General features: G+C 44.9%; 17 protein-coding genes. 10 read left to right on the forward strand and 7 right to left on the reverse strand.

The window, feature by feature from the left end; translation table 11 throughout:
• Window positions 1–128: 128 nt before the first annotated feature.
• The 6 genes from B3O12_RS00580 to B3O12_RS00605 form a co-directional block, all read right to left on the reverse strand.
• The gene (locus B3O12_RS00580) at window positions 129–407 is read right to left on the reverse strand and encodes a tyrosine-type recombinase/integrase (RefSeq protein WP_349675961.1); all 279 of its coding nucleotides are present in this window, start codon (window positions 405–407) and stop codon (window positions 129–131) included.
• Between the two features lie 35 nt (window positions 408–442).
• Window positions 443–1,912 carry an aminopeptidase P family protein gene (locus B3O12_RS00585; RefSeq protein ID WP_286754915.1) on the reverse strand — a complete coding sequence of 490 codons (1,470 nt, stop codon included), beginning with the start codon at window positions 1,910–1,912 and terminating at the stop codon, window positions 443–445.
• 25 nt (window positions 1,913–1,937) lie between these two features.
• On the reverse strand, window positions 1,938–2,177 hold the full coding sequence (gene rpmB / locus B3O12_RS00590; RefSeq protein ID WP_189628223.1) for a 50S ribosomal protein L28: 240 nt from the start codon (window positions 2,175–2,177) through the stop codon (window positions 1,938–1,940).
• A 162-nt stretch (window positions 2,178–2,339) separates the two neighbouring features.
• Window positions 2,340–3,857, reverse strand: coding sequence for a PH domain-containing protein (locus B3O12_RS00595; protein WP_286754916.1), 1,518 nt, complete (start codon window positions 3,855–3,857; stop codon window positions 2,340–2,342).
• A complete protein-coding gene (locus B3O12_RS00600; protein ID WP_189628221.1) occupies window positions 3,838–4,377 on the reverse strand; it encodes a PH domain-containing protein in 540 nt (179 codons plus the stop codon). Before B3O12_RS00600 ends, B3O12_RS00595 begins: the two co-directional genes overlap by 20 nt.
• Window positions 4,374–4,535: a DUF5522 domain-containing protein gene (locus B3O12_RS00605; protein ID WP_189628220.1), complete on the reverse strand. Its 162-nt coding sequence runs from the start codon at window positions 4,533–4,535 to the stop codon at window positions 4,374–4,376. The genes B3O12_RS00600 and B3O12_RS00605 overlap by 4 nt, the downstream gene beginning before the upstream one ends.
• A gap of 83 nt (window positions 4,536–4,618) precedes the next feature.
• On the opposite strand from B3O12_RS00605, the gene rocD reads away from it, so the two are divergent.
• From rocD to B3O12_RS00655, 10 genes are all read left to right on the forward strand, one after another.
• Window positions 4,619–5,899, forward strand: a complete 1,281-nt coding sequence (gene rocD, locus B3O12_RS00610; protein WP_286754917.1) for an ornithine--oxo-acid transaminase — start codon at window positions 4,619–4,621, stop codon at window positions 5,897–5,899.
• Window positions 5,900–6,060: 161 nt separating this feature from the next.
• Window positions 6,061–6,228 carry a hypothetical protein gene (locus B3O12_RS00615; RefSeq protein WP_189628218.1) on the forward strand — a complete coding sequence of 56 codons (168 nt, stop codon included), beginning with the start codon at window positions 6,061–6,063 and terminating at the stop codon, window positions 6,226–6,228.
• Between the two features lie 182 nt (window positions 6,229–6,410).
• Window positions 6,411–8,654, forward strand: a complete 2,244-nt coding sequence (locus B3O12_RS00620; RefSeq protein ID WP_286754918.1) for a tetratricopeptide repeat-containing sensor histidine kinase — start codon at window positions 6,411–6,413, stop codon at window positions 8,652–8,654.
• A gap of 40 nt (window positions 8,655–8,694) precedes the next feature.
• Complete coding sequence (locus tag B3O12_RS00625) at window positions 8,695–9,360, forward strand: response regulator (protein WP_189628216.1); 666 nt, start codon at window positions 8,695–8,697, stop codon at window positions 9,358–9,360.
• A 313-nt stretch (window positions 9,361–9,673) separates the two neighbouring features.
• Window positions 9,674–10,240, forward strand: a complete 567-nt coding sequence (locus B3O12_RS00630; protein ID WP_286754919.1) for a hypothetical protein — start codon at window positions 9,674–9,676, stop codon at window positions 10,238–10,240.
• A gap of 214 nt (window positions 10,241–10,454) precedes the next feature.
• Window positions 10,455–11,033 carry a hypothetical protein gene (locus B3O12_RS00635; protein WP_286754920.1) on the forward strand — a complete coding sequence of 193 codons (579 nt, stop codon included), beginning with the start codon at window positions 10,455–10,457 and terminating at the stop codon, window positions 11,031–11,033.
• A 3-nt stretch (window positions 11,034–11,036) separates the two neighbouring features.
• Window positions 11,037–14,012 (forward strand): hypothetical protein, encoded by a 2,976-nt coding sequence (locus B3O12_RS00640; RefSeq protein WP_286754921.1) that lies wholly within the window; start codon window positions 11,037–11,039, stop codon window positions 14,010–14,012.
• A gap of 126 nt (window positions 14,013–14,138) precedes the next feature.
• Window positions 14,139–14,597 (forward strand): hypothetical protein, encoded by a 459-nt coding sequence (locus B3O12_RS00645; RefSeq protein ID WP_286754922.1) that lies wholly within the window; start codon window positions 14,139–14,141, stop codon window positions 14,595–14,597.
• 20 nt (window positions 14,598–14,617) lie between these two features.
• Window positions 14,618–15,661, forward strand: coding sequence for a hypothetical protein (locus tag B3O12_RS00650; RefSeq protein WP_286747616.1), 1,044 nt, complete (start codon window positions 14,618–14,620; stop codon window positions 15,659–15,661).
• A gap of 131 nt (window positions 15,662–15,792) precedes the next feature.
• On the forward strand, window positions 15,793–16,185 hold the full coding sequence (locus tag B3O12_RS00655; RefSeq protein ID WP_286747618.1) for a hypothetical protein: 393 nt from the start codon (window positions 15,793–15,795) through the stop codon (window positions 16,183–16,185).
• An 11-nt stretch (window positions 16,186–16,196) separates the two neighbouring features.
• On the opposite strand, the gene B3O12_RS00660 is transcribed toward B3O12_RS00655, so the two are convergent.
• Entirely contained in the window at window positions 16,197–18,914 is a 2,718-nt protein-coding gene (locus B3O12_RS00660) for a TonB-dependent receptor (protein WP_286754923.1), read from the reverse strand.
• Between the last annotated feature and the right edge of the window lie 35 nt (window positions 18,915–18,949).

Raw genomic sequence — 18,949 nt, forward strand, 5'->3', positions numbered from 1 at the left:
GTTTTTCTCATATTGTTGGCAACGTTAGCTATGCGCCACTGTGGTGGCGGTTATATTTAATATAGATTGAGAAAAGGTGCTTATAGCCTTTCAATAGGGTGTGCTATAAGGAGTTTTTAATGAATCTCTCAAATATTGACTTTGTCCAAAGGTGAAGCGATTTTTTCCCATCCTTTATGAGTTATATGTGTATAAATTTCTGTCGTCTTGCTAGAGCTATGACCTAGCAATTCTTGAATATAACGAATATCAACACCTTGCTCTAAAAAAAGATGTGTGGCAAAACTATGTCGCCAAGCATGTAATGTAATTTCTTCCTCGGTTTGGAAGCTTAAGCCACAAACTGTGTTTTCACAGTGCCTTATAGGGGCACTAGTGAAAACACAAATGGAGGCAAAATGTTGAATGCCATGTGGTTTAAGTTAGTAACCCTATTGCTAAACTATTTTCCACCTTTTAGTTCAGGTAGCTTAAAGGCGTCCAGCGGGCTCGATTGTTTCATTAATGCCTCGATTTCTTCTGTAGTTCGTGGGGCAAAAGCCGAAAGCAGTTCAAAACCATCTTTGGTTATAAGCACATCGTCTTCAATGCGCACGGCTATGTTCCACCACTTAGGGTCGCACTTGCTGCCTTCGGGAATGTAGATGCCCGGCTCTATGGTAATGGCCATGTTTTCGCGCAGCACATCGTAGGGGCCAAGGTCGTGTACGTCAAGCCCTATGTGGTGCGATAGGCCATGCGGAAAGTAGAGGTGCGGGCTGCTGGGGCTGGCTATAATGCCTAATTCGGCCAGGCCTTCGTTTATAATATCTTTGGTTAGTTTGGTAAGCTCTGCGAAGCTAACCCCAGGTTTGCACCGCTGAATAGCCGCTTCTTGTGCCTTATATACGAGGTCGTATATGGCCTTTTCTTCAGGAGAAAACTCACCGTCAACCGGTATGGTGCGGGTTACATCGGCCGTATAGCCGTGGTATTCTGCCCCCAAGTCCATCAATATCATTTCCGTACTTTCAATATGGGGCTTGTGATTCTCAATGTAGTGCAAAATGCAGCCGTTGTTTCCCGCTCCCACAATGGATGGATAGCCTTCGTATTCCGAGCCGTATTTTTTAAAGACGAATTCATGTATACCCTGTACCTCTGTTTCAGACATGCCCGGCCTCATGGCTTTCATTACCTCTACCTGGCCTACGGTCGAAATAAATACGGCCTTTCTCAAGAGCTCAATTTCTTCGGGGGTTTTAATACCTCTCAATGAAGCCATAATGCTATTGAGGCTGCGGGTATCCAGGTTGTTGCGCTGAGGCTCTCTGCCTAAAGAGTTGGTTCCGCTGGAGTAGCCCGCCTTTTGTTTGAACTGCTCAATCAGGCTATAAAGGTCTGCCTGATCGTTTGGGTTATCACGCACATCGTTCTTAAAGTCGTAAAACAACACTTTGTCGAATTTTGCAAAGTCTATGTTGTAGTCTTTGAAGGCCGAGCCGTTATAGGCGTTCTCAATCTTTAGTTGTTCTTTTACCCCGCTATCGCCCAGGCGTCTGCCCGTCCACATTTCGGCCATTGGGTTTTTCTGCTGAACAAAAAATATCTCATTATAACTGCTGCCTTCCTCATCCGTCTGGTTTTCTGAGAAAATGAGCAACACGGCATGAGGTTCCTTGTAGCCTGTGAGGTAGTAAAGGTTGGGGTCCTGATGGTAGACATAGTCTACATCGTTGGAGCGGTTGCGCACCGGATTAGCAAAAAATACGGCCACTGAGTTTTTAGGCATGCGCTTGCGTAGCTCATCGCGCCTGTTTTTATGAAACTCGGTAGAAAGGTAGTCGGTAGGCTTCTCCTGAGCCCTGGAAACAAAAAATCCTGATAGGAAAAATACTATCAGGATTGCGTATATTTTGTTAGGTCTAATCATAGCATAATAACGTTCTGAGACGCTATTATACTAAAATGTTGCCGTTTTGTCTTGCTTTTTTTAGAACAGCGGAAATACCATTTTTATTGATGGTTCTGATTGCCGAAGTAGATACTTTCAAAGTAATCCATTTGTCTTCTTCCGGAATATAGAACCTCTTCTTTTGAAGGTTAGGATAGAATTTCCTTTTGGTTTTATTGTTAGCGTGAGAAACGTTGTTTCCTACCTGAACTCTCTTTCCTGTGATGTCACAAACTCTTGCCATAACTTAGTGAATTATCCGCTTTTTCTAAACGGACTGCAAATATCTGAATTATTCCTAAAACTGCCAACAATCTTTAAAAAATCTCCCGGTCTAAATAAACCCGAAGGTATTGAAGCCTTCCAGAGGCTGTACAGTGCATTTTTGGCCCCAAGTACAAGTGGCTTACATCCACTTTTCTGTACTGCTCTCTACCTTATAGAGCACATAGTTCTCCAATGCCTCCGCTTTTTCCATGGCTATAAACGGAATACTAATGTCTCCGGCTGCAGTACTTAGCTCTACGGTGGCCAAATTCTTTCTTCGCTGATACCAGCTTTGTTTAATAATTACCGCCTGTACTTTGTAAAGCTGAATGATCTCGTGGGTGTTGCCAAATGTACCTTTGTTATTTCTCAACATTTCAGCTGTGAGTTCAAAAGAGCGTTTACGATAGTAGAGTTCTATGGCCAGCAGGGAGGTAGGAATCCAAAGCAGCAACCAAAGCGCATTGGGGTTCCAGAAGTAATAGGCTGGCAGTATAACGACCAGTGCCGGCAATAGACTAACCGTAAGCCATAACCTATACCTGAGCAGGTGACTCACCCGGTGTTTTTCGTGTTCGCTGCTTATATCGAAAGGAAAAACCATTTGAACCACATGTTTTACTTGCTGGTGGTAGCAACCCGGAATTTTAATTTTAGCCTTTAACTGGTCGGCCTGAGCACTACCGGCTTGCTCAATCTCCAGAGTGAACATTTTAAATGCTTTGCGCAACGGGTTGTCGGACCAGCTAATGGTTTGCACCTTAGAACGATTAATGCTTATTTCTTCCCTGTTGAAAAGGCCCCTTACCAGTTTCAGACCTCGCTTACGGGTAGAAAGCTTTAGCTCAAAGTTCTTGAGCACGGTATTGATGAGTGAATAAAGGAAGGCAATTATGGCCACAATAATAACCGACCCCAAAAAGACAATCCAGCTATTGGTGACCACGTATTCTTCAAAACCCGAAAGCTGTTCCCTCACCAGGTCCTCCACATCATCGGTCAATTCGTTGAGGGTAGAAAAAACAAAGGCAAAGAGTATGGCCATCGACTTCAAATGGTTCTGGCTCACACCAACTTTAAAAAGGTCTGTTATCGAAAGGCTCAGAATAGTTTCTTCTACTTCCTCTTCTCTTTCGGCAGTAGTTACCTGGGCACTCTCCTGGCTTGTTTTGTCTACCAGTTGCTCTCGCTCTTCCAGTATATACTTGCGCAAAGCTTCGGCATCTTCTTTTCGAAGCGCATCTATGGTCAGTTCAGATTTTTTGGCTCCGGCCGTATCAATCTCAAGGCTCACTACGCCAAACATCTGATGCAACAGATTTTGCTGTAAGTTGATGGTTTGAATGCGCTCAAAGGGAATGTTGGTCTTGGTTTTTTTTAGCACCCCTTTGTCGATAATAAAGGCTCCTTCTTCGATATGAAAATAGAACCTGAAATAGGTAAGTACAGAACCAAGAAGGTTGAGTGCCGCAATACCCAATGCTACGTAGCCAATTACCTCTTCAAAGGAGTTGCCGGCCTTTCGGCCAATAAAAAGGCTGAGCACCAATGGCCAGAAAGATCGCAAGGTAAAGCGAATAAACTTGATAAGAATAATGCCTATGGCTACCCTCGATTGCCTGGTGGGCGAAGCATATTTACTGCTGATCGACTCCATCTAGTGCGGTTTTACCCATTATATATTCTTTTATTTTCTGAGCATTTTCTTCTTTGAGCCCGGGAATTACCAAATCGCTGCTATCGCCCCCGGCTGTAAATACCTTTAGGCTGTGCAGGTGGAAAATTCGTTCAATGGGTCCCTGCTTTATTTCGGCATGTTGAATGCGGTTGAAGGGAACAGAGGTGCGCTTGCGCCATAGCAGACCCTTGCAATAAATGATGTCTTTTTCTCGCAGGCTATAGCGTTTTCTGGCAAAGGCCTTGATGGAGTACAGACTGCTGCCGATCCAGAGTAATAGCAGCGGGCCCAGAGCCAAACCAAATTCGGTAAGGCCATTGTCTATTTCATCGCTGAAATAGACGATACACCCCGCACCAACCATAAGTACCAAAAAAGTAACCCCCGTAACAATGAGCGTCACCGACAGGTACTTTTGCTCAATGCCAAAAAAAGTTGAATGTTTTACCTCCGGTAATTCGGAGATATTGACGGATAGGTTCTGAAAAGTGTCTGTCATTTTTTAAAGCCATAGGGGCAATGTCGGCATCCGTTTTGGCAGCAATAGCCGCGCTTTTTCAGGTAGTGCTCAGTAAATACCAACAACCCATTTTTGTCAATGTAGTAATCTTCCGTTTTACTGGCAAAAGTACGTTGTTCCTTTCTCTGCTTTGTCATGTTTTAAGGCTGCAATGATTTTGATACCTTTGGTTCAGGAAATTTGTTTGGAGGAAAACAGAAACAAAGTTAAAGTAAACAATATGGAATTGGTACAATCTAGCAAAGAAGCAATCGCATTAGAAAATAAGCACGGAGCTCATAACTACCACCCTCTACCGGTGGTGTTGTCTAAGGGCGATGGCGTTTTCATGTGGGATGTAGAGGGAAAGAAATACTACGATTTTCTGTCGGCCTATAGTGCGGTAAATCAGGGGCATTGCCATCCCCGAATTGTTGGAGCTCTCAAAGAGCAGGCCGAACAGCTTACCCTTACGTCCAGAGCTTTTTACAATGATGTACTGGGGCCATACGAACGCTTTGTGACCGAGTATTTTGGCTTCGATAAGGTGTTGCCAATGAACACCGGAGCCGAAGCTGTAGAAACAGCTATAAAAATTGCCCGAAAGTGGGGGTACGAGAAGAAGGGAGTAGAAGAAAACGAGAGTAAAATCATAGTCTTCGACCAAAACTTTCATGGCCGTACCACTACCATTATCTCATTTAGTAGCGATCAGGACGCCAGAAGAAACTTTGGGCCTTTTACTGAAGGGTTCATTAAAATACCTTACAACGATACGGCTGCTTTGGAAGAAGCTCTGAAAATAGACAATGTGGTTGGGGTGCTCATAGAGCCAATTCAGGGAGAAGCCGGAGTGAATGTGCCGGCCACTGACTTTATGAAAGAGGTAGCCAGGCTGTGCAAAGAGAATAATGTGCTCTTTATGGCCGATGAGATTCAGACCGGTATAGGTAGAACAGGCTCTCTGCTGGCCGTTTGTGGTGAGTGTGACTGTGCAGGGCATTGCGAGCGCAAATCAAGCTATGCTCGTCCGGATATGCTCATATTAGGAAAGGCTATTTCCGGAGGCGTCTACCCCGTGTCGGCAGTGCTGGCCGATGACCACATTATGGAAGTTATAACGCCTGGAACCCACGGCTCTACTTTTGGCGGAAACCCCGTTGCCGGAGCAGTAGCCATGGCCGCATTAGAGGTAATTCGAGATGAAAAACTTACCCAAAATGCCAGAAAGCTTGGCGAGATTTTCAGAGAGCGGATGAATCAATTCATCGAAACCACAAAGTTGGTTACTTTGGTAAGAGGCAGAGGCTTACTCAATGCCATTGTGATCAACGACAAGCCATCCAGCTCTACCGCCTGGGATATTTGTGTTAAGCTCAAAGACAATGGTTTGTTGGCCAAGCCAACTCATGGAAACATCATTCGTTTTGCCCCTCCTTTGGTAATGACAGAAGAACAGCTACATGAGTGCTGCGATATCATAGAGAAGACCATTCGTGAGTTCGAAAAGCAAGGTCGGTAGTTGACCAAAACCCAGCTATCGTGTCACTTATCAAATTTTTTCCAGCTTTTATGGAAAAAGATGAGTTTTTAGGTAGGGTTGTAACTAACTTGTGCGTTATCACACAGTAAGAGTTAATTTTTATGCTGTCTTCAACCAAAAGTCGCAGAATTTTTCACATCGTGAGTGTTACACTTGCGCTAATAGCCTTCGGTTATGGCCTGTTCTTAAAATATTCGAACAAGCCGGAAACGTTGGAAAGCAAAGGACACTCTTCCGAGCTGGTAAAACATACAGACGATTCAACACCCCTCAAGGATAGAACCCTTCGGGTTGCCGAACCGGACTAGTTGTGTATAGATTTGAATGAAGCAGGAGTTAGGACCATCAGTCTTAATTCCTGCTTTTTTTATGCCCGTGGAGAACCGTCCTCTGCCGGGATCGGTCCCAATGGTTGTTGAGAAGCCGCAATTTTATTTGAGCATCTTTTGTGTCTTTTTGCTATTTTCAAAACAACTTCAAACCAATCCTTTTGAAAAAAAGAACCTTTCCGCTCACTTTCGCATACCTGTTGTTAGCTATTTTTTTGTTTCAGGATCTTCAGGCACAAACCTCCTTTACCGATAGTCTGGAACGAGCACTGAAAAGTGCCAAAGGAGAGGATCGGGTGGCAATACTTTTGCAGCTATCGAAATCTGCGGCCGATAAGTCTGAAGCCTTGCAATGGGCCCGGCAAGCCGTTGAGCTTTCACAGTCCGATAAAAACAAGGCCTTATCTCTGAATCAGGTAGCCTGGAGTTTAAAAAACAGGTTCGAGTTCGATTCGGCCACCAGCTATGCGCGGCAAGCTCTGACCCATGCCGAAGGGTTAGACGATGCACTGGTCACTTCCGATATCTACAATACTTTTGGTAGTATTTTCAATAATCGCAATCAGTTCGACAGCGCCATTTACTACAATGAATTGGCCCTGGCCAAGCGGGTAGAGGCCAATGACTTGCCCTCTCAAGCTGTTTCAATGAACAACCTCTCCATAATATATCAGCGAACAGCCGACTATGCCAAGGCGGCACAACTCATTGATAGGAGTATTGAAATTTATGAAGAACTGGGTATGGAGCGCTCCATGGCCGACTCTTACCTCAACAAAGGCAACTTGTTGACCAATAAAGGCGACCTTGATTCGGCCTATCTCAGTTTTCAGAATTCTCTCAAGGCCTATGAAAAACTCGGGCTCAATGTGATGATGACCTACGCGCTCATTAACATGGCAACGGTGGCGGTTGAGCTGGACAATTGGGATGATGCAGAAGCGGGCTATCGGCAAAGCCTCAATATTTTACTAAAGACCGATCCTAACCCTCAGCTATTGGCCTTTGCCTACAATGGCGTTGGGGTCGTACACGAAAAAGTCTATGCCGATGCCGACTCTGCCCTCCACTATTATTCGCTGGGAGCTGACAACGCCAGGCAGGCTCAGAGCAATTACCTGCTGTCCATTAGCCACAATAACTTAGGATCGATCTATGCCGATAAAGGAGACTACCACAAAGCCATTGAATACCTGGAGAGCGCCAGGGAGCTGAAGACTGCCATGGGGGAGCGGTCGGGCCTATCGGCTGTTTATGTGGGACTGGGAGAAGCCTACCAGAGCATGGGAAACAGAGCTAAGGCTGAAGAAAACCTGCTGGCAGGCCTAAAGTTGGCCGAAGAAATTAACGAGTTGGGCGACAGGGAACGAGCCTATGGAGCACTCTATGAGTTTTATAAATCTGGCAACCAATACAAAGCCGCCCTCAACTACCTGGAAAAAATGAATATAGCCAAAGACTCGCTGCTCAACCGGGAGCATTTGGCCACCGTGGCAGACCTAAACATTGGCTACGAAACCGAAAAGAAAGAACAACAAATAGCCCTGCAAAACGCCCGACTTATGCAGCAAGATGTAGAATTGCAGCGCAATCAGATTGTTATCGTTAGTTTGATAATAATGGCCGTTCTGCTGGTTGTTATTGTACTGCTTGTTCGCAACCGATCGCAGAAAGAAAAAGCTCTGTTGGAGCAAGAGGCCAGGCTAAAGTTAAGAGAGGCAGAGATTAACGCAGTAATTGCGTCTCAGGAGAAGGAAAGAAACCGCTTTGCCCGTGATTTACACGATGGTTTCGGTCAGCTCATTTCGGTCCTCAAGCTAAACCTGTCTCAGCTAAATGAAACCTCTGCCAAAGAGGCAGAAAAGCGTTACGAAGTCTTTAAAAATGGCGAGTCTGTAATTAACGAAATGTATGCCGAGTTACGCAATATATGCTTCGACCTTATGCCCCAAACCCTGGTAAAGAGAGGCTTAATGCCGGCATTAAAGGAGTTTGGCTCCAGGCTCAATCAGACCGATCAGGTAAATTGCGAGGTGCTTGTGTTTGCCAATAACGAACGGCTCAATGAATTGGTAGAAATATCGCTGTTTAGAATTACCCAGGAATGGGTAAACAATATTCTGAAATATGCCCAGGCCGACCACATTACTATTCAGCTCATTCACGAAGATGGTGAGGTGACGCTTACTGTAGAAGACAATGGCAATGGTTTCGACCCTCAGATATTCTACCGGGGAAGTGGTAATGGCTGGAAAAACATTCAAACCAGGCTTAATCAAATTAAGGGTGAATTCGATATAGATTCTCGTCCGGGAGTTCGGGGTACTATGATGACGGTTGTTGTTGAAACCCGTAAAAAGCATTCGGACATACCCACCAGCACGGAGAAGGAATTGACCTCTTAATCGGATATTTTTGATAGATTAGGGTAAATACCTTGCAGGCATGAAATGGCTAACCGGTTTTACAGGCAAGGTAGAATTAACAAATAAAATGAAAATAGTCCTTGTCGATGATCATTCCATTTTACTGGATGGGCTTAAGAAGCTGATTCAGGAAGATGATATGCTCACCGTGGTCGATGCTGTTGATAATCTGCCCGATGCCATCCGGTCTATAGACAAGCACAAACCCGAACTGGTGATTACTGACTACAATTTGGGGGAAGACGATGGCCTTTCTCTCGTCCAGAAAGTAAAGCGTATTCTGCCGGAAACCCGTTTCATTGTGCTCAGTATGCACGATGAGTCGCATCTGGTAAAAGAGATTTTGAAAGAGGGCATAAACGGCTATGTGCTCAAAAAAGATACAAAGGCAGAGTTGCTGGAAGCCATATACTCCGTAAGGGCCGGTAAAATGTATCTTTCCAGCGACATCAATGCCATGTTGGTGAAGAGCCTTTATGAACCCGATGAAGGCAAACTCCTTACCTCCAGAGAGCGCGAAATTCTTCAACTTATAGCCAAAGAGTATTCTAATAAAAACATTGCCGAAGAACTGTTTATTAGCGAACGAACGGTTGAAACGCACAGAAAGAATATTTTCCGAAAAACCAAAACCAACTCCATTGTGGGGCTCATTAAGTTTGCCTACGCTAACAATCTGATTTAGCCTTTGGGGCTTCATTAATAGCCAAAGTTTCGGCTTGCACTCCAACACAAAGAGGGTTCTTATACCTGCTCAAACAAAGGGCCACCTTACTAAGGTGGCCCCAAAAATCAACTAAGGAACTGACACTACTCAGTTAACCAGTAAAGACAATTGCTTGTCTTGCCTCAAAGCTGTTGAATATCTCTATGGCAAAACATCCGTGCCGGTGGGTATTCTTTCAGTCAATCAGTGCTGGCACTGAAGCACATTTACCCAAGGGTTGGGATGTTTTAAGGCTGCTTAACAGGCCAACTTAGATTCAAAAAAAGCAGCTATGAAAACAAAAAACGTATTACTAATGCTGTTGGCTTTGCTACTTTCTGCAGGCATTGCCAGTTGCGATAATGACGAGGGCACCACTCCCGAAGAAGATGTGGAAGAAGACCTGACGGGTGAGCCTCAAAGTTGGGTATTGGTAGATACCGACTCTTTTTTTGTGGCTTCTGCCACTGCACTTCCCGGTGGGTCGGGACCCTTCCGGTACCAAATAAACTTTGCCACAAGAGCACAGTTGAGCCAAAGCAATAACGATGGCGGTACGGCCAGTACATTTGCTATTCAGCTGGCTTTTGAAGCCCGACCTACGGCAACGGGTACATTTATCTTTACCAATGAGCGGTTTACTATTAATACGGGAGAGCTGAACCTTTATCAAACCTTTTTTGTGAACACAGGCCACTCCAGAGAAGACAAAAATTACCTTTCTGAGGGCGGGGCAACTGTAGATGTATCTATTGCCGATGGAGTACTTAGCTCCGACTTGAACGCCCTAACCATGATCAACGAGGCAGACGACACCGATTCATTCACCCTAAAGTGGAGCCTGCACCTTAACTGGTAGGCATTGCTTTACTGCTTTGAACCTACTTTGCCGGGCCTATTGGTCTGGTTCGCAAAAGCGAAGGCCAATACCGCTCGGCTCTTTTGTAATCTTTTGTGCATCAGTTTTTTACGTTGGGTGAGTACGTGCTGGCACGGAGGCCTAATTACTGGGCTTAGGGGATTCCCTCCAAGGTTTATTCCACTGATCTTTCAGCTATCAAAAATCAACTGAAATGAATAGTTTTCCATTTGTTATTGGTCTCTGTTTACTGCTATCAACATCAAAGTTGAAAGGCCAGAGCCAAACCATTGAGAGCGATGTGCGGACCTATTTTAACCTGCTGAGCAGTCAGAAAATAGAAGAGGCCCTGGACATGGTTCATCCGCAACTATTGGCCATGCTGGGCAAAGAGACCTTTGTAGCTCAGTACAGGCAAATGTTTAACACCCCGGGCATGAGCATGAATATGGACGAGTTCAAAATAAACAGCATTAGCCCGGTATTTAACCACAGCGAACATGAGTATGCCTTGGTGAGCTACGCCTTCGCCATGACCTTTAAAGTTGATCTTTCGAACGACAAAGAAGGCCAGTTAAAGAGCCTGCTATTGAGCAACTACCAAAAGCAATTTGGTGAGGAGAATGTGAAGTTTCAACAGCCCGATATCTATCGGATTGCCATAAAACGCGAAATGTTTGCGGTAAACGCCAAAGACTATTCCACCTGGAAAGTGCTCGATTTTGAAGAAGGTATGAAGGTGATCATCAGCACATTTATTCCTGACGCAGTATTTACTCACTTTAAGAAATAAGCCATGAAAGCATTCATTACATCCTGTTTGTGGTTGCTGGCCACTTTGGGCATTGCACAAGATCTGCAAGTGCCGACACTCGAAAGCAAAGGGATAAACGGAAAGGTAAAGGCCATTGAGTGGCATACCTATCAGTTTGTCAACGACAAAGGCCTTACCTATGTGAAAAAAGATGTGGAGAGTTATGATGAATCCGGGCGATTGACCACTATCTCAAGTCATCTCATAGCCAATAATCAAACCTATAAGTATGTATATACGGTAGATAAAAAGGGTTTGCTTACAGAAATAAAGGTGGTGAACCCAGCCAACAACCTGGCCCTGCAAACCACTTCTTATGAATACAAGAAAAGTTTAGTCACCAAAACCACGCAGGTCCAAGGCCCTAATACGGTGGAGAGGAATTATACCTACAACAAAGACAATCACCTGATTGCCGTGGAAGTAATACAAAATGGAACGCAGCAACTTACAGAGTACTATGAGGTAGACCAGGAAGGTAGAAGAACCAAGCTGAGCAGAAAGCTGCCCAATCAGGCAGAGGTTGAGGTAATTTCTACATATACCTACGAAACCGACAATGATCGGCTTATTACCAGAGAAAAAAGAAATACGGATCAGGGAGTCTTTGAAATCACTAAGTATACCGATAAATCGCTCAACAGAGATGTTCGTGAAGAAACCAAGAAAGTGAGTACCGCACAGCAGGGATTCAAGCGTCAGCTCTTTGAAGATGACTCCTTGGGCAACTGGATAAAGGGCGAGGTAATAGACGATCAGTTTGGCCGGTCTGCTTTAATTCTTCGGAAAATCATATATGCCGATGGCTCCGAAACGGGCAGAACCCAAATGGAGAGTCCGTTGGACGACCGAGGGCAGTTCATGAGAAAGTATTCGCAAATGCAGTTGGTTGTGAATGGCAGGGTGGTAAGCCAGGGATATGTTCATGACATTCCCAATTCTAAAGACAGGTTAACCTATGTTGCTTCAGAGAAGGCCTGGTACCTGCTCAAAGATTATGATGCCACATCCAATATGACCTCATGGGGGGAAGCTCAAATAATTACCAATACACCCAAGGCCATTCTCTATTCCGAAGGCTCCAGTGGAGCAATAGAGTTGTATCAGGAAGGTAAAAAGCTTACCAGCGGAACTTCCACCTTTACAGATTACACCAAATATGAGGTTGGCTCTAGCGCTATAGCCTATCTACGGGCTGATATTAACAAGAGCCTGGTGGTTAAACATGCGAATAAACTGGGCGGAAAAGTAGGAGTCGCAGAGCTATTGGACAACCATTACTATTGGGGAAAAGCCACAGACTCCACGTATGTGCTAACGGGTTATGGGCGGTCTATCTCGGTGGAAAGGCAGTTGGAAGATTCCAATGGCCACAAGTTGGTGTTCGATCAGGTGGGGTCGGGCTTTTACTGGTACTATTTGCCCGATTTCCGCAAAAACTTCGATAATGGACAAAAAGGAGATGTTTTTCCTGCTGTTTACCTGAGCAAACCCATTGAGGAAATTAAGGAGAACAACCTTTTGAGTATAGACTTTTCAAATTTTCTGTTCGATAAGCTGGCCAATGGTAACTATCGTATAAAAACCTGGAAGGGCGATGTGGTGACCAATATTTCCAGCAAACCTGTGAAGACTCCTGATAATGAGCTGATTGTGTACTATCCTTTAACTCAACAGTATCTTAGAATGGACGGGTACTATGCACTTGAAAATGGCAAGGAACACCTCAACAGAAAAATAACTCCGCTGCTAGAGGGTAGCCCCTATGGCTACTACTTACATAACGAGGGCAAAAGTATAGTTTTCTACAAGCCCGGAGTGCGGTTTACGAGCTATCAGTTCAACTCCCACAAACTTGATAACAACAAGCGCAAGTATGGTGCTCTGTTGTACGACTCCCTAACCAATGCCAGCTACTCCATGAACTACGATTTGGAACAGCCGGAGGTCATGGGCCCCATGAGCAGACTCCCCTATACCCAAGGCAATGTATACTTACTAAAGCTAGAGGCTAGCCGATGGGTGATTTTTGAAAAAGGAGCCAAGGTATCGGACTATGATTTCAGCGTTTTGACAGAAGACGACAAAGAAGTTGTTCATTTTTATAAAGATGAAAAGAACAAAGTGCAAGCCTATCGTTTTCCGGATTTCGATACCGCAGAGCCGGGGCAGTTTATATATGCCTATAATTTGGGAGCCGATGAGGTGAGAAAGCAGCTTGCCGAACTGAGCATTGACCCGGACTTGACACCCAAATCGGATGAGGCTGAACTGGGGAATCTACAGTTTTCCAAGAGTGATGGACAGTTCTATATGACCAACGCCAACGGAATTTACATCCAGAGCAGATTAGGTTGGTTCGACTCATTTGGCACAGCTCACCTGATAACCTATGACACGGTCGGTCATTTTCTATACCGCCTGGAAGACTATCAGTTATCTGAAACTATAGAGAAAGGAAAAGTGGAAGTGTTGATTTCCAATGAGCAAAATGGGGTAATACGGTGGGGGAAGAATAAAGCTCTGCTGGCCATTGCCGGACAACTACAAACCGATGTCAACAGAGAGTACATTACGGTAAATGGTCAAGATCCTGTTTGGAAAGAACTTATATACGACCAATCTAGCGGGGAGACTTACAAATTCGAGTATAAAAACGACTCCTCCTTTAAGATTTTGCCCATAGAAAAACTCCCAAAGAATGCCGATGCTGCTTATCTGATAAAGGTAAGCGACAACTCCTTCGATCTGGTAGTAAAAGGAGATCGCATAAAAGATGACGGAGCGCGGTCTTATAACCACAATGGCGATATTCTTCGCTTTTTCACTCCACCGGGAGGCAAACTGAGTGCCTATCGTTTCAAAGGTTTTAGCAATGCCGGGTATTTAGATGTCATTGCTGCAGAGATAATCCCTTCGGCAGAGGTGAACGTGCTCCTCCAACAGGTGGGTAACTAGTCTATAGCCGCCATGCCGGCACTACGTACTGGTACGGAGACAAATTCACCCTTTAGACGGGATGTGTTCGAGCCCCGGGTTTATGGAGCTTTGGTTTTGCATAATCAACTTTTTAATCCTTAAACAATGAAAAAAGCTACAACAATGATGGTATTGCTCGGGCTGTTTATGATAACAGCCTGTGGCGAAGACACAGAGCCTACCGCCAACGATTGTTCCGGAGAGGTTTGCCAGGCAAACGCAGGACAAGACGAGACGGCTACTTCCGTTCCTGCTGCAATTCATGGCACATTCGAAATGGAATTTACCTACGCAGAACCCAACTCTCCCATTGCGCAGGGCACTGAAGCCACCTTTACAATTTCGGCCAACACACTGGTGGTATCTATAGAAGGAAGAGACTGCTTTTCTGTAGAGAATCCAGTGGCGCGTTTCGGAGCCACTTCAGGAAACTACACTTTTAAAGCAGCCTGCATAGAAGACATCGCCTTCAATGTGTCACAAAACAGTGATGGTAGCCTTAATGAAATCAATCTGGAACTAGCCAGTGGCCCGGGCTTCTACGGTCAGTTTACCCAAAAATAACTCATTCAAAATCAAGCGTTATGAGCAAGTATTTAACCTTAACCGTTTTATTGCTGTCTTTGAGCATGCCGGTGCATGCGCAGCAAATAGGAGAGATAGAACTCAAGGAATCTGGCTTCGGACAGAAAAAGCTGTCAAAGGCTCCTAAGAAAATTTTCATTTCCGAATTCAATATCAACTATCAGTTGGCCTATAGTCAAACATCCATTGCCCGAGGAGGGCGAGAGCTTGGTGGTGGGTATCGGGGAGATGCCACGGCCTCGTTGAGTGTCGCCATTCCGGACATCGACCTCAATGAACTTCAGAAGATTACGGATCGGGCTTATGAAGACTTTGTTAGTACCCTAAAGGCAAAAGGCTTTGAAATTGTTGAGCCCGATGTGGCCGCTCAGACAGAGCTCCTGTCCGATTGGGAAAGACTTCCGGGAGGTCAGATCAGTGAGGCTCAGTTTCCGGGCTATATAGCCACAATGCCTTCCGGCAGAGACTTCTTTGTGAGACGAATTACCAAGAAGGGTAGAACCAAAAATGGTGTTTTCGAATACGCAACCAAACTATCTAAACAACTCGATGGAGCCATAATAGTGAAAATGAATCTGGCCATTCCTTTTGTTGAAGAAGCCGAAGGGGGTGTGAGCAAAAGTTTAAGAAAAACCATTGGGGGCCTTGCCAAGGTGGTGGTAAAACCCAACTTTAGGTTGGCTAACTATGAGTCTGTTCAGGTGAGCCAAACAAATACGCTTACAATACAAACCAACAGCAGCTACATTTACATGGAAAGTTTAAAAGATCAGGCACAAGTTCAGCATGCTTTGAAAAAAGATGTTGAAATAGGAGGAGTCTTTGAAGACAAAAAGTATAAGGCCACGCAAAAAGCAGATCAGGACTTATGGGGCTCTGGCAATGGTTTCTACACTGTGTTTAGCTATGACGACAGAGAACTCGAAAAAACGCAAGCCATTCCATGCGATCCGCAGAAATACCTCAGTGGAGTAGGGCAGGTAATTTCCGGCTATGTGAAAAACTCACTGAATGGCTTTTTGGAAGCTTATGAGAGTAAATAAATAAAACCTCAATCAAATTTTACCGAGAGGCCGTATCCCAGGTCGGTCAATGTTGGGCTTTGTGTAAGCTTTAAGCAATAACTGATTCTGGAAGGCCTCTCTTTTTTACCGTTTCTAAACCATAATTACCTATGAAAAAAGTATTTACCGCAATGGCCATTATGGCCCTGATGCTACTGGTTTGGTACATCAGTCAACCCGGTTATGGCAGCAAACTGTCTTTCGAGGGAACCGATGTGTACTATACCGAAGAGGTTACGGAAGAGGAGGCCCAAAGATTGGGAGAGTACTTGGTGCAAACCGGTTTTGCCGATGGTCGCGAAAAATCTGTGCAGCTAACAAAAAGAGATTCTGTATACCTTTTTAGAATGGTGGTAATGGAGGGAGTAACCAAAGACAGCACTAACGACCTAACCTTTGAGGCCATGGCCGTAACCCTTTCGTACAATGCTTTCAACAAAGCACCGGTACAGTTAGAGGCTTGCGACAACCGATTCAATACCCTGAGAGTATATGGTCGGTAACCAACAGGGGCTTAGCCAAATTTGCTGAATCGGTAACTTAGGCTAAACCGAAATACCTGCCGCAAGAGTTCGGTGCTGGAATTCTGAATGTACTCAGACGATACGTTTCTGTTCTGATCAGACAACTGGCGCAATATATCATTGGCTGTAACCCCAACAGAAAGCTTCTTTTTGAAGAGTTGCCGCTTGACCGAAGCATTCCATATGAATCGGCTAAAGCTGCCCAATTCATTCACCCCGCTATTATATGTGTAGGCTACATTGGTAGATAATACATACCCCTTTTTTGAGTTCCAGTGTGCTCGGAATTGCCCTGACCAGGAAAAGTAGCTGGAGTTGTCTTGCTCTGGGTTAGAGTTGCGTACTCTCGAGTATCTTGGAAGTGCCGTCATCTGAAGGGTTACCTCTTTAGAGAAATTACTCGTGAAATTCATTGAAACATTGTATGAAGTGGTACGCACCGATTGCAGGCTCTCGTTAATGAATTGTGGGCTATAGGAGTGAGATAACCCCAGTCCATAGCCCATTCTCATTTTGCCTTTCAATACCTTGTGGTTTTTACTATAGTCGGCTGAGAGTGACTTCGCTCCTGAAATATTTACCGGCCGGGTATACCGGGCCCCAATCGGCAGATCCAAACCTTCCGGAGCATTGGAGCCATCTCCTACAATGGTGTAATTTGTTATGGCATTCTCCCACAATGAGGAGGCAAAACGCATAGACGAATAAGCGCCTGTTTCGGAATTCACATTGTGCAGATTAACCGAAAAATGATTCGAAAAACCGGCCTTTAAATCGGGATTACCTTGTCTTAGAAAGAGAGGGTTTGAATTGTCTAAAACATCCTGAAGCTGCGTGGCCCTGGGAGCTTTCATGGATCGGCTCAAATTTACTCTGATTTGTTTGCCTTCTTTTGGGTATGAGATTATAGAGAGGCGAGGTATAAGCCCGCTGAACCTTTTATCTGTTTGTACCTCGCGTGGGTAGGTCTGATCGTTGTTAATGAGAATGGTTTCATACGACAGGTTAGGAGATATGCGCAGTTTCTTAGTGTTTACACTATACCCGCTGTTGAATTCCTGTACTGTCTGAACGAGCGAAAAATCACTAGATCGGAGTGGGTCTAGCTCATCATAACCTCCCGAGGAGGGGGTATAGTCTAGCAATAGCCTCTCGGTTTGACTGAGGCTGTGCGTGTATTGGTAGCCGAAGCGTAGACTGGATTTTTCTCCGGTTTTCTCGGTGACTGTAACCGATATGCCAGAATTGCGACTTCTATCTGTTGGGCTGCTCACCTGGTCGAACCGTTGTTCGGTAATAGTGCCATCAGTAAATGTGTTTACAGACCGAACAGAGTCTTGCCCCTCACTGGTGTTTTCGCTGAAGTTCAAGGCAATTGAAAGTGTTCGGCCTTCTTTGCTGAACTTATGTCGCCAGGAGGCCTGGTTTCTCCAGGCCGTACTAATGCTGTTGCTGTAGTTGCGGTTTTCGGTAGTGTTTAAAACTTTACCTTCCTGAAAAGTGATGCCTTCTAAATCACTATTCGTAAATGCTTGGCTCTGTGAAACATATTGAGAAAAAGAAAAATGATTATTGTCGTTGGGCTTATATCTCAACTTAATATTGCCCGAATAACGGCTTCGGCTGTTTTCTCTCTCCGACTGTTGCTCATAGGTTCGTCCCTTGTCTACAGCCTGCAGGTATTTACGGCTGATGGACGAAGAAGAGACCGTTTCACTATTACTCCAACTAAAGGTGGAATTAATATCGAGCTTATTCTTTATGGAGGTTGAATATGAGGCACCGGCCGACTTATCTGTACTAATGCCACTGGAACCTTCGCTAATGGAGACAGGTATGGACTCGGAACCCATTTCTGAAACTGCCATAACAGCCCCCGGACTCCCTCCTCCTAAATTATTGTATCGGGCATTTATCCCAAACCGTGTATCTCCTTTAAAAATACCGGCATTGCCCCCTGTACTTGCCCTGCCGGGGGGGCTATAGGTCGAAGAGAGAGAGCCAAAGTAGCCTTTCTTTTTTTCCGGCTTGCTCACCACGTTCAGAACCGGAGTCCTTTTGCCATCGTCATGACCCGTAAACTGGGCTTCTTCAGACTTTTCATCGATCACCTGAATTTTCTTAACCAGGTCTGCCGGAAGATCTTTCATCGCCACGTTTATTTGTGTGGAAAAGAAGGGCTTGCCATCTACCAACACTTTTTCTATTCGCTTTCCATTGATTATGAGCGCACCATCTTTGATCTCCGCTCCCGGTAGCTTCTTTAGTAGCTCTTCCAGTTCGGCCCCTTCAGGCACGGGGTAACTTCTGGCGTTAAATTCAAGCGTGTCTTCTTTCACTACCACCGGTTCAGCTTCTGCTTCAATGGTTACATCAGCAAGTCCCATGGGCTTTTCGCTAAGCCAGATGGCCCCCATGTCAAGCTGGTCACTTAATTCTATACTTTTTTCATAGGGAGTAAATCCTATAAAAGAGACTTGCAACAGGTAATCTCCCTTAGCCAGTTGGTCTAGTTTAAATCGTCCCAGCGAGTCCGTAACGGTTGCTTTTAAAACAGAGTCTTTCGGGGTTTTGAGTACCACATTGGCAAAAGGCAGAGACTCCCGCGATGTAGAGTCATAGACCGTGCCTTTAAGGGAATAGGTTTGCTGAGCCTGGCACCAAAAAGTGACTAGAAAGAAGAAAAAAATAGAAATGGTCAGTCTCATGTATGGTGTGTTGACCATGAAACTAACCATTCCGC

It is taken from the genome of Roseivirga sp. UBA838, from assembly GCF_002296035.1.
GTDB classification, from domain to species: Bacteria; Bacteroidota; Bacteroidia; order Cytophagales; family Cyclobacteriaceae; genus Roseivirga; species Roseivirga thermotolerans.